6 protein-coding genes are annotated in these 12614 nt (G+C 35.7%); 2 read left to right on the top strand and 4 right to left on the bottom strand.

Annotated elements, in window-relative coordinates:
• Positions 1 to 5: 5 nt before the first annotated feature.
• Entirely contained in the window at positions 6 to 3086 is a 3081-nt protein-coding gene (locus H8B04_RS08675) for a SusC/RagA family TonB-linked outer membrane protein (RefSeq protein ID WP_165290889.1), read from the bottom strand.
• A 58-nt stretch (positions 3087 to 3144) separates the two neighbouring features.
• Positions 3145 to 4590 (bottom strand): IPT/TIG domain-containing protein, encoded by a 1446-nt coding sequence (locus H8B04_RS08670; protein ID WP_223815339.1) that lies wholly within the window; start codon positions 4588 to 4590, stop codon positions 3145 to 3147.
• A gap of 498 nt (positions 4591 to 5088) precedes the next feature.
• Between H8B04_RS08670 and H8B04_RS08665 the strand changes: the two genes are divergently transcribed.
• Positions 5089 to 6384 carry a glycoside hydrolase family 76 protein gene (locus H8B04_RS08665; protein WP_190302090.1) on the top strand — a complete coding sequence of 432 codons (1296 nt, stop codon included), beginning with the start codon at positions 5089 to 5091 and terminating at the stop codon, positions 6382 to 6384.
• Between the two features lie 14 nt (positions 6385 to 6398).
• Here H8B04_RS08665 and H8B04_RS08660 read toward each other — a convergent pair whose 3' ends face one another.
• Together H8B04_RS08660 and H8B04_RS08655 are read right to left on the bottom strand one after the other, a co-directional pair.
• A complete protein-coding gene (locus tag H8B04_RS08660; RefSeq protein WP_223815338.1) occupies positions 6399 to 7184 on the bottom strand; it encodes a response regulator transcription factor in 786 nt (261 codons plus the stop codon).
• The gene (locus tag H8B04_RS08655) at positions 7174 to 10332 is read right to left on the bottom strand and encodes a ligand-binding sensor domain-containing protein (protein ID WP_165290886.1); all 3159 of its coding nucleotides are present in this window, start codon (positions 10330 to 10332) and stop codon (positions 7174 to 7176) included. The genes H8B04_RS08660 and H8B04_RS08655 overlap by 11 nt, the downstream gene beginning before the upstream one ends.
• A gap of 228 nt (positions 10333 to 10560) precedes the next feature.
• On the opposite strand from H8B04_RS08655, the gene H8B04_RS08650 reads away from it, so the two are divergent.
• Positions 10561 to 12606, top strand: coding sequence for a beta-L-arabinofuranosidase domain-containing protein (locus H8B04_RS08650; protein WP_190302089.1), 2046 nt, complete (start codon positions 10561 to 10563; stop codon positions 12604 to 12606).
• Positions 12607 to 12614: the final 8 nt, after the last annotated feature.

Genomic DNA, 12614 nt, shown 5'->3' with positions numbered 1-12614 from the left:
TACTTTTACAGGTTTATGTTTACACCAAAAGTTACTGATTTTGGCAATGGATAATCTTCTCCTCGAGGTGTCGCCAATTCCGGATCCCAAAGTTTGAATTCTGACCAAGTCAACAAGTTGTGACCTGCTAAAAAGAGTCTAATATTGTTGGTTCTGATTCTATTAGTAAGACTTTTAGGCAATGAATAACCAATATCAATATTTTTAAGTCTTAAGTATTTACCATTTCTTAACCAATAAGTAGATTCTCTGAAATTATTTGGATTTGAGCCATAACTTAATCTTGGGTAGGAAGCATTTGGATCTTCTGTAGAAGGATCTCCTGAAATATCTGCTGAAATCCATCTGTTATCTCCCATAATCCCTTTCATGACCTGTCCCCATTCACCTTCACTAAACACATATACTGTCTTTCCGTAGGTAGAAAAAGTGGATTTTCCCGCACCTTGAATATGCAAATTGATGTCGATTCCTTTCCATTGAAATGAAGATCCTAAACCATATATTAAATTGGGTCTTCTAGTCGCACCAATAGCTACAATATCACCATTGTCGACCACGCCATCTCCGTTTACATCTTTGTATTTGATATCCCCAGGTTGGTAAACCCCGAAGGTCTGTGTAGGGCTGTTTCTGATATCTTCATAGTCTTTAAATAGACCCAATGCTATCAAACCTTTCGCTTGATCTACACGAAATCCTTCTGAATTTTGGTACGGATAAACATTGTTTTCTTCGTCTCTTTCTATTATTTTATTTTTGCTATAGGTGACATTTCCACGGGCTGTAATGTTTACTTCACCTATTTTTTGTCTATAAGAGAATCTTCCTTCGAAACCTTTAGAACTAACCTCTCCAACATTGGCGCGAGGAATACTTTCTAATCCTACAATTTCAGGTAGGAAATTTCTTGGCATATAAATGTCGGTACGTTTCTCATCAAACAATTCAATAGAACTTTCAAATTTGTTTTTGAATAGATTGATGTCGAAACCTAAGTTTTTCTTAATAGATACCTCCCAAGATACATAAGGTGAAGCTACTTGGGAATATCTTAATCCTCCATATCCTCTATCAGATCCGAAGTCAGCCCATTGGTATCCTCCTGCCGTAGAGATATTGTAAAGATAAGGGAAACGCTCACCTCCCATGAGTTGGTCATTACCTGTTTTACCATAAGAGAATCTTACTTTTAGCAAATCCATCCAATCGGCATTTTCTTTAAATATTTTTTCTTCTGAAATATTCCAAGCAAAGGATACAGCAGGGAAGAAGCCGTATTGATTGCCGCGAGAAAAGTTTTCAGAACCTGTATATCCAAAGTTGAAATCTGTAAAGTAGCGATTTCTAAAATTGTAGGTTAGTCGACCAGCTAAAGCTTCATTTCTGCGCGCTATACCATTTTTAATATCATTTCCTAAATTAACTGTTTGAACAAGTGCATCACGCGTAAAGCGTGCTACAGCACCTACATTGTGCCCATTGAATCCACGGTCATAATTAAACATGAAATCTAAGAATTCCCTTCTATTACCACTAGCAGAACTCTCTTGATACATTTCTCTTGGATCCGATACTTTATAGAAAATAATTTCTCCAGTATTCACATTACGTGCTCGATCTGCGCGCCATTGTTCTGGCCATTTTAACCTTCTAATATTATTGTTGTTCCAAGTATCATAGCCAATTATTCCCCTTCCGCGAAGACCTCTTGTAATAAAATCTAAATTTTGTTCAACATTAATGTCAATTTGAATATTATTAGTCCAGTTTTCGTTATAGCCTGACTGTGTAGCCATTACCCAAGGATTGGTTTTATTTCCTTCACCTGCAGCAGGAATCCGTCCATTGGAATAGGTTATCGGATAATTAATTGGGGAATATCCAAATAAGGCACCCCAAAAGTCTCCATCTCCTAAGCCCGGACTATTGCGCTTTCCTAAAGCTCCCGCTACGCCGACTTTTAATATTGTAGTTTTGGTGATGTTCATATCAGTATTAAGACGGTAATTCCATCTTTTGTAATTGGCGTTGGTATTGTAATCCTTTTTTAGATTTTCATCAATTTTATACATACCACCTTCCTCGATATAGCTACCTGAAACGAAATATCGTGCAGTCGAACCACCACCACTCATATTCAAATTAGCACGGTAGGTCATAGCGCCGTCGTTTAATAATTTATCTTGCCAATCTACATTTGGATACAAATCGGGATCAAGCCCTAATCGTAAAATTTCAAGTTCTTCGGGTTGGTAAACTGGCTCAAAATTTCTTGTAATACGCGCTTCATTTAAAAGCTTAGCGTAGGTAAAACCATCTTCAAACTCCGGCGTGATGGTACGCGTATTATAAATGGTTTCACTTTTGACACTGATGTTGATTTTACCTTCTTTACCACGTTTTGTAGTGATTAAAATTACACCATTAGCTCCTTTGGAACCGTAAATTGCTGTTACTGCGGCATCTTTAAGTACGGATATGGATTCGATATCTTCGATGTTAATATCATTGATGTTTCGTTCGATATTGTCCACAAGAACTAATGCCGATGTTCCTCCTCCAAAAGTAGATATACCACGAATCCAGAATTCAGATATATTTCTTCCAGGTTGTCCGGATTGCATCATCGCCATTACACCAGCTACATTTCCCGCCAAAGCATTCGTAATACTAGAAGTAGGATTCGATTTCAAATCATCAACATTCACTGTTGTGACAGCTCCTGTGAGGGTCAGTTTAGTCTGGTTACCCATACCCGTCACGACTACCTCTTCTAATACATTGGATTCATCTTCGAGTAGGGTAATATTAATCTTGAAATCATCTTTAATCAGAATCTCTTGGGTTTTATAACCTACTGATCTGAAAACTAATTTTTTATAGCGTTCTGCTTTAATTTTGTATTGTCCTTTATTATCTGTGATTGTTCCCAGGCCAGGTGCATCCAGTACATGGACAGTAACACCTGGTAAAGGATTTTTTTGTGCATCTAAAACAATACCAGTTACTTCAACTATTTCCTGTGCTAACGTCAGACTGATGACGCTAAGAAGTAAAAAACAGGTTAGTAAGAATTTATTCATAATTCTATGCTGTTACTAAGGTTGTGATTTTTTGAATATTACGTGTTATTTGGTTAGCTTAATTATCACCTTCCAAAGCAATTTTTCTGAAGCGTCTATTGGCACGATCACCGATATAGAATGCTTTCTCTTCCTCACTGTAGGCAATACCGGTAGGTCTATCAAAGCGAGCTTCCAATCTTAAATCACCGTCCACATAACCCCATGGATTACCGTTGAGACTAGAACTTCCGCGTCCAGCAAAAGTGGATACAATACCATCTGGTGTAAGTTTGCGAATCGCGTGATTTAATTGGTCAGTGAAATAGAAATCATATTCATCAGTTTTGCCAGCAGCGGCATAATCCTCATTTTTCACGAATACACCTTGATAAGGCTCATTAAGTCTTACGCTTGCTCCTACACCATCTGTATAACCCGCACTTTTTAACTGCCCACAAACCAGATAAGGTTGGTTAAATTGTTTCTTTTCCCAGTTGTAGTCTATGCGCAATATATAATGTCTATTAATCACAATGATATACGCATAGTTCCCTGTTGGATGAATAAATGTCTTATATTCCCATTGTGGATCATGTACAAAGAATAGAGTTTCATAATCTTTCTGCCCTAAACCCTGAGAGAAATACTTATTCATATCAAATTTGAAAAATTGACCTTTTTCGTAACTGTTGAAATACATCTCTCCATTGACTGGATGTACAGTAGCGCCGTTGCATTGACGGTAGCGTGTTAAAATTTCTGTATCTAAAAAGTTTCTTCCACGAGATAATAGGGTGGTGGCACCATCATTTTCACCTCCGCGATCTTCTGCAATAATCATATGATCTCCATCTAAAGTGAAATCTACGCTGCGTGGTCTATTGAAGTTGGATCTCACTTTGGTTACGGTACTGTCCTGAAAATTCAGTAAGTATAGCCCATTATTATTGTCAAAAGTTACCCACAAATGCTTTGGATTTTTAGGATCAAACTTCATGTGTGAAGGTTCCCAAAATCCACTGGCCATTTTATTTTGGTCAGGATCTTTGAATTTTCCATCTCTCCAAGGTTCATCTCCGCGTTCATTGCGGTAGCCTATTACGGTAGATACTACCATTTTACGTTGATAGGCAAACTTTTCGTTTGCTTTACCAATAACTGGAGTTTGATTTTCCCCAATACGCACCTCGATATCCCCTTCATATGCCTTAGATGGAACTAAGCAATAAATAGATTCTCCTTGTGCACTAATCACAATTGCTGGTTGTCCACCAATAGTGACATTAATGATAGAAGGATCGTTCCCAAAGTTTTTGCCATAAATTACTAAGCGTTGGCCCGCTCCACCAGTTTTCGGTGTAAAATCGGATACCACTACGGGTTGGCTAGGGTTGAAGGGTGTGACCGTTTCTGTGGTTTGTTGTTCTGATTTGCATGACCATAATCCAAATGCAATGGTTAATACCATCCATAGCAAATGTTTGTAATTATGGGTAAAGCTTAATGTAGTTATGTTTCTCATAAGCGATATAATTGGCTAAATGTTTTTCTTAGAAATAACTTAATTATTTAAGAATAGCTAAATCGTTTTAGTTAATTGATTTTAACTTTCGATTTTTTTAGCTGACAAGAACCAAATAATTCATTATCCTATTTGGTTGGGCTTGCGTGCGACAATAATTAAATTTATTATGCTAATTTATTTATAATTGATTACTCAAAGTTAGCTTATAATGAATTGGTTGGGATGTCAATTTTTCTCATTAAAGATGTAATTTGTCTCATATATTTTACATACGATTTATTAATTAATATCTTCGAAATAGAAGGGTATAACAACCTGACCCTATGAATTTTATTTGCTAAATTATAAACTATAATGAATATTTCCCTTAAAAGAGCTCTAGCCTGTTGTTTTTGCATTTTATTGATGTGGTGTAATACAGAAGCTTTAAAGCTAAAGGCTTCAACTACAGATACATTTCAATTGAAGCCCCATAATTCGGATCTAAATAAAAGTATGGAATTGCTAGATAATGCATTACGCTATTACTTTTCGCAAGATTATTCAACTATGTATAGATTTTACAATCCGTTTACGCAAGAGCGTTCGCGAGAAAAGGCAAGCGTGTGGATGTATACTTCTGCTATTGAGGCTGTGAATTCGATTTTAAAATCTTTGCACCAATCTTCTTCACAAGATTTGGAGACCATTAAAAAGTATAAAAATCTACTCGAGAAATTATATGATAACGCGGATTATTATTTAGGCACTTTTGAGCTTACCTCATTTACACAAACAAATACCTGGAGTGTATATGCTGTGGACAGAGTGAATGAAAAAGGAAAGGCTAGAGTATCAGGTATTTATAATGTATATGACGATCAAATGTGGTTGATTCGCGAGTTGTTAGATTCGTATCATTTAACAAAAAATGAAACATACTTGCAAAAAGCAGAATATTTAACATCTTATGTACTGGATGGCTGGGATGCGACGCGGGACGAAAATGGTAAAGAATATGGCGGGATTCCTTGGGGACCAGGTTATGTCACCAAACACGCCTGTAGTAATGGTCCAATGATTAGTCCGCTTGTTTGGCTGCACGAAATCTATAAAGGAAAAAAGGATAAGGTCTTTGAGCGATATATTGATACCAAAGATCGTAAAACTAGAAAGACTAGGTCGATAAACAAGAAAGACTATTATTTGGCTTACGCTGTAAAAATATATGAATGGCAAAAGAAGTATTTACTAAATGATAATGGAGTGTATACGGATATGATGGGAGGCTGTGACCCGAATTGTTCTATTGTTTATGAAGAAATAAATGGAGAAAAGTTCAGAGCACACACCGCATTGAATAAGCCAATTGGTAAAAATTTTACCTATAATAGTGGCACTATGCTTTCAGGAGCTGTAGACTTATATCGAGCAACAAAGAAAAAAGTCTATTTGGAAGAGGCCAAAAATTTGGCTAAGGCGAGTTTTGAGCATTTTGCAAAACCTAATTTACAAGTACAAAATCATTACACTTTTCCACATGAGGGATTTAGCAATTGGTTTAATATTGTCCTTTTAAGAGGTTACATAGATTTGGCCCCATTTGATAATTCAGTAACTCCATATATTGAAGCATTCCATAAGAATATAGCGTATTCGCATGTTAATTTTAATTATAAAGGTTTATTGCCTTCAGATTTGTTAGGAGGATGGAATAAAGACGAAGCGAAAAACCAAGTCGAGGGCATGTTTATGTTCTCCTTTGCGACGCAGTGGGCATTTTGCGATCAATTCAAGAAGAATAAGAAATAGCAAATAAGGACATACTAATCGAGAGGTATGTCCTTATTGTTTTGTTTATTTTGAAATTCACTCGGACTTAAACCAAACTGTTTTTGAAAATTCCTAGAAAAATGCTGAGCAGAGCTATAACCTAACAGGTTGGATATTTCGTAGATTTTTAATTTTCCTTGCGTAAGTAATTCAGCCGAACGACGAAGTCTGGTCAGATTAATTAATTCATTGGGTGAGAGACTAGAAACCACATTAATCTTTCTATATAAAGTAGGTCTACTCATACAAAGAATATCAGCCATTTTATCGACATTAAATTGCGAATTATCCAAATTCTCCAAGATAATTTCTTCAATTTTCATCAAAAACTCTTTGTCGCTCTGATTTTGTCCAATTTGTTGTATTTGCGAAGTCGGATTCTTAAAAAAGAATTCTCTTACGCGCGTACGGTTATTCAGTAAACTGCTTATTTGTGCACGTAAAAAGGCTAATGAAAAAGGTTTTTCGATGTACGCGTCAGCGCCGTATTCCAAACCTTTGATTTTAGACTCCAAGGTATTTTTCGCCGTAAGCAGAATGATTGGAATGTGCGCTAAATTCATGTTAGTTTTGACTTTTTCACAAAATTCAAAACCATCCATATCCGGCATCATCACATCGCTGACTATAAGATCGAAATTTTCATGCTCAAAGAGGGCATAGGCTTCGACTCCATTTGATGCTTTGGTGATATGGTAATCTTCCATCAAATCATCGGCAATGAATTCGAGCAATTCAGCATGATCATCTATTAATAAAATATTGGCTTTAGCATTCATAGACATAAGTTTGGTTTAAAGGTAGTCGTAGCGTAAAGGTATTAAGATTTTTATTATCAATATTGTAATTAATTATTCCATTCATTTTGAGTGCCAGAGATTGCGATAATGCCAGTCCTAATCCGCTTCCAGGTATGCTTTTGTTGTGTTCTAAGCGGTTAAAAGGCTCGAAAACGTATTCTCTATCTTCATCAGGGATAAGCAGGCCATCATTTTTAATGGTTAATAGTAATACACTGTTCTCTTCATCTTTTTCAAGATGTAATTCAATTATCTTTTTGGAATATTTCAAAGCGTTGTTGAGTAAATTATTGCAAATAATTTCATAAGCATCCAAATCGATATACGATTCAATGTTTTTTGCTATGACATAGGTCAATTTCTTATGTTGTGAATCTAGAGTCTCTCTGAAGTTATCAACAATATCCTGCGTCGCGAGGCTAATGTTTTTTAGTTCAAAATGGAATTTAAAACCTTTGGTTTCTACTTTTCTAAAATCCAACAGTTGATTGCTCAGCGATATCAAACGTTCTGTATTATTTTGAATATTCTTTAGCAATTTATCCGTAATTGGATTTTCAGGTACTTTACTAATCAATTTCTCCAGCGGTGCTTTTATCAACGTAAGGGGTGTACGAATTTCGTGTACTACATCCGTATAAAAATTAATTTTTGCTTGATAAAGCTCTTGTTCACGTTGATTTTGAATGGTCAATAAATGTTCTTTATTCTTTTGCTTTATTCGTTCACTGAAATGATATGCTACAAATAAAATAAGTCCTATAATAATAATGAAGTAAAGAATGAAAGCTGGAATACTTGCCCAAAATGGAGGTAGTATTTTTATTTTAAGTTTGCGTTCGCTGCTGATGGCTATGCCATTTGGATCCTCAGCTTTCACGACGAAATCGTAATTTCCTGGCAGTAATTTAGTAAAATGTGCGCGATTGGAACCATTTGTTGTGACCCAATCTTTATTTATACCATCCAATTTATAACTGTATTTTACGGATTGTGGCGAATCAAATAGTAAAGCTGTAAAATCCAGGCTAAATGAGGACTGGTTGTATTGAAGAATGATTTCATCAGTAAATAGTATAGAATGTTTCAATAGTGAATCAGGATCATATTGATGGATTTCCTTATTATTGATGGTTAATTTGGTAATATAAATAGGCGTATTAGCATTGTATTTTATTTGATTAAGTTTTTCTGGATTGAACCGAATCAAACCATTGATAGTGCCGAAATAAAAATTTCCCTCTCCATCATCAAATGCTGAGTTATAATTAAACTGAATCGAGGGCAATCCTGATTCTATATTAAATAATCGTGTATTATTTGATGTAGGGTTATATCTAGTTAGACCTTTAGATGTAGTAATCCAAAGGTTATTACTTTTATCTTCTAATATCGCGAAAACAATTTTACTAGGAAGCGATATTTTAGGCTTAACAAATTCAAAATCACCATTTTTGTATATTAACTTACTCAGGCCACCTTCGGTAGCTATCCAAATATTTCCCTTGGAATCTTCAGCAATAAAATTAATCTTATTGTTGGGTAGTGAATTTGGGTTGTCTGCTTGATGAATAAAATGTTTTTTAATTTTTTTGTTTGGGTGATACATATATAGCCCATTTCTCCAAGTGCCTAACCATACATATCCATTGCTATCTTCGAATACCGTAGTATAAGACATTCTAAAAGGAACATCTAGTATGGGATGAAAGAATTTGTTTTTTATATCGAAGGAATAATGCCCACGCGTCGAAGCAAGTAATATTTTTCCAGATTTACTCTTTTTTATATCATATAAGAAGTTGCTTTTTAATGAAGTTGAAGAGTTGCCATCATATTCGGCGTGGTAAATAACCCTTTTTTGTGTAGAATTGAAAATATCCATACCGTAGACGAAGGTGCCAAGTATGATATTGTCTTCATATGTTAGGAGACCGTGTATATTATTGTCTGCTAGACCTACATTTTCAACACTATAGTTTTCTATCTTATTAGTAAGGGGATCGAGCTTACTCAGTCCTCCATTTTCTGTACCCAGCCAGATTTTACCATTTTTATCTTTGTTGATGACTCGAACTACTGTTCCTAACAGATCTCCTCCTTGCATTTTGGACATGAATTTCTGAATAAGATTATTATTCTTATGGTAGTAATTAATGCCGCCAAAATATGTGCCCAACCAAATTCCTCCATCTTTATCTTTTAGAATGTTGTAAATAGCGTTGTCGGATAGACCCCAAGGATTATTTTCTGCTTTCTTGATATTGATGAATTTTTTACTTTCAATATTATATATGAATAGCCCTGATTCGGTAGCAAACCAATATTCTTGATTATTCAATTGAAAGATGTCGCGTACATATAAAAATTGCCTCAGATGTTCGATTCCTAACAGCCAATTTACTGTTTTGTCACCTTTTGATATGGATCCAACCCCTGCCTTAGAGGTGCCAAAAATTAATTGTCCTCGATCATTTTCAATAATTTTTTGAATGGCAAACCAATCTTTAGGGCCATATATGCGTTCAAGGTCGAGAATGGTTTTTGATTCAAATTGTTCTAATAAACATATTTTTCCAGTGAATGTTCCATAATATAATTTACCTTCATTCGTACAGTATAAAGCAGAAATATTATTTTGGTCAGCGGTTATTTTTTTGATTATTTTTTTAGTGAAATCATAAAAATAAAGATTTTGGTTAGCGATAAACCAAATATTATTTCTGTAATCTTTTTTGATTACGGGGACGTCAGAATTAGCGAATTCTTGATTCAGTAATGTAAAAGTTTCATATAGCGGATTATAAATGTAAATTCCCTGATCGGTGCCGATCCAAATTTGTTTGTGGTCATCTTCTACTAGCGAAATTATATTGTTAGCAATTGTATTGCGTAGTTGATTCTTGATATCAAAATGTTTGAAGCTATTTCCATCAAATCGATCGAGACCATCTTTAGTTCCGAACCACAAAAAACCGTAACTGTCTTGCATGCTACAGATAACTGTATTATTGGAAAGACCATCATTGATTTGGTAATGATTGAAGTAATAGGGCTGGGCATACAACGCTGTAGGAAGTATAATAACTATGAGGGCGCATAACCATAGACCTATATATTTCATCATGCTGTCGTGAAAATTTTTGTTTATAATGGTATCTGTAATTGTTATAAATATATAACCTATTTCTACAAAAATATACAAAGAATATATCTATAGTAGCATTCGAAGGGATAAATAGGGTGCATTGATACAAAACGATATTATTTTGAGATAAATTGTTGACAGGATTAGGAATAAGGCTTTTATATTTGAGTAATCAATTATTTCAAAATTATAATCCTATCTACACTGATGAAAAGGCATTTATTTCTTGCACTAGTTTTAGGCTTGACTTTTTCTAATTTATCTGCGCAGCAGGAAACAATTGGTAGTACACAAGACTTGCCAGTAGAATCTAGCAATGCTTATTATATTAATAATCGTCAGCCTTTGAAGCAAAATGTGCTTATTAAGCTTCCTGTCGGAAATATTCGACCATCAGGATGGTTAGGACGCTATTTGGAATTGCAAAAAGAAGGCTTAACAGGTAATTTGGGCGAGATCAGTGCTTGGCTTTCAAAGAAAAATAATGCTTGGTTAAGTAAAGATGGTTCGGGAGATCATGGTTGGGAGGAAGTTCCGTATTGGCTAAAAGGCTATGCGCATCTGGGCTATATCTTGAATGATCCAAAGATAATTGAGGAATCCAAAATTTGGTTGGAGGCAGCGATTCAAAGCCAACGTCCTGATGGTTACTTTGGACCTCTAATTCTTCGAAACAATAAACCTGACTTGTGGGGAAATATGATTATGCTTTGGTGCTTGCAATCCTATTATGAGTACAGTGGAGATGAGCGCGTATTGACATTGATGACCAATTATTTCAAATGGCAATATAATTTACCAGATAGTTTCTTATTAAAAGATTATTGGGAAAATAGTCGTGGCGGGGATAATATCTTATCCGTGTACTGGTTATATAATCGCACTAAAGGAAATGAGTGGCTGCTTGATTTAGCGGAAAAATTACATCGCAATACGGCGGATTGGACAAAGCAAAATGATTTGCCGAATTGGCATAATGTGAATGTGGCGCAATGTTTTCGAGAGCCAGCAACCTTTTATTTACAAAGCCAAGATGCAAAACATTTAAAAGCTACGTATGACAATTTTCATTTTGTTCGCGAAGTATTTGGACAAGTTCCAGGCGGAATGTTTGGCGCTGATGAAAATGCTCGACCTGGTTACACGGATCCGCGACAAGGCGTAGAAACTTGTGGTATGGTGGAACAGATGGCTTCCAATGAGATTCTATTAGGCATCACGGGCGATCCATTTTGGGCTGATCATGCGGAGGAAGTGGCTTTTAACACTTATCCAGCAGCTGTGACGGCAGATTTTAAAGCTTTGCGATACATCACTAGTCCTAATATGACGATTAGCGACAGTAAAAATCATGCGCCTGGTATAGATAATAGTGGACCATTTTTGATGATGAATCCATTCAGCTCTAGGTGTTGTCAACATAACCACAGTCAAGGTTGGCCTTATTATGCCGAACATTTATATATGGCAACGAATGATAATGGTGTAGCTGCGGTTCTATATGCTGCATCGACGGTCGATGTGAAAGTCGGAAATAAAAGCGAAGTAAGTATTAAGCAAACTTCTAATTACCCATTTGAGGAAGTGATAAACTTTGAAGTGAACACCAAACAGAAAAATGTTCAGTTTCCCTTTTATTTACGCATTCCAAATTGGGCTGAAAAAGCTGAGGTAAAAATCAATGGAAAAAAATATAACGTGTCACGTGGAGCAAAATACTTCAAAATTGATCGTATGTGGAATAATGACGATAAGGTAGAACTTATTTTGCCTATGGCTGTAAAAGTCAAAACTTGGGAAAAGAATAAAAATGCAGTAAGTATCATGCGTGGCCCTTTGACTTATTCTTTAAAAATAAAGGAGCAATACGTTGAAAAAGACAGTAAGGCGTCAGCTATCGGGGATTCGAAATGGCAAGAGAATGCCGACCCTTCAAAATGGCCTTCTTATGAAATTTTGCCTGCCAGCGATTGGAACTATGGTATTGTAAAAAGTGAGTTGGAGCGTCCAGAGAATTTGACAGTCAACAAAAAAGCGTGGCCTAAGGATTCATTTCCTTTTGAAGCGAATACTGTTCCTATATCCATCACTATAAAAGCTAAACAGCTGAAAGAATGGTTAGTTGATCGGCATGGATTGACAGGTGAGCTCCCTTTAAGTCCGCTTGTGGTAGACAGCAAAGAGCAGGTCGTAGAATTGATACCGATGGGCGCAGCAAGATTGCGTATATCAGCATTTCCAGTTGTAAAATAATAATTAAC

Origin of the sequence: Sphingobacterium litopenaei, assembly GCF_014692495.1 — a bacterium.
Taxonomy (GTDB): Bacteria; Bacteroidota; Bacteroidia; order Sphingobacteriales; family Sphingobacteriaceae; genus Sphingobacterium; species Sphingobacterium litopenaei.
The sequence above is the reverse complement of the archived record's forward strand: the minus strand, read 5'-3'. Positions and strand labels throughout refer to the sequence as shown.

What these genes read in the sequence shown, in the direction of transcription:
- H8B04_RS08675 (WP_165290889.1), bottom strand. Translation starts at nt 3,086, where the DNA reads ATGAATAAATTCTTACTAACCTGTTTTTTACTTCTTAGCGTCATCAGT.
- H8B04_RS08670 (WP_223815339.1), bottom strand. Translation starts at nt 4,590, where the DNA reads ATGAGAAACATAACTACATTAAGCTTTACCCATAATTACAAACATTTG.
- H8B04_RS08665 (WP_190302090.1), top strand. Translation starts at nt 5,089, where the DNA reads ATGGAATTGCTAGATAATGCATTACGCTATTACTTTTCGCAAGATTAT.
- H8B04_RS08660 (WP_223815338.1), bottom strand. Translation starts at nt 7,184, where the DNA reads ATGAATGCTAAAGCCAATATTTTATTAATAGATGATCATGCTGAATTG.
- H8B04_RS08655 (WP_165290886.1), bottom strand. Translation starts at nt 10,332, where the DNA reads ATGATGAAATATATAGGTCTATGGTTATGCGCCCTCATAGTTATTATA.
- H8B04_RS08650 (WP_190302089.1), top strand. Translation starts at nt 10,561, where the DNA reads ATGAAAAGGCATTTATTTCTTGCACTAGTTTTAGGCTTGACTTTTTCT.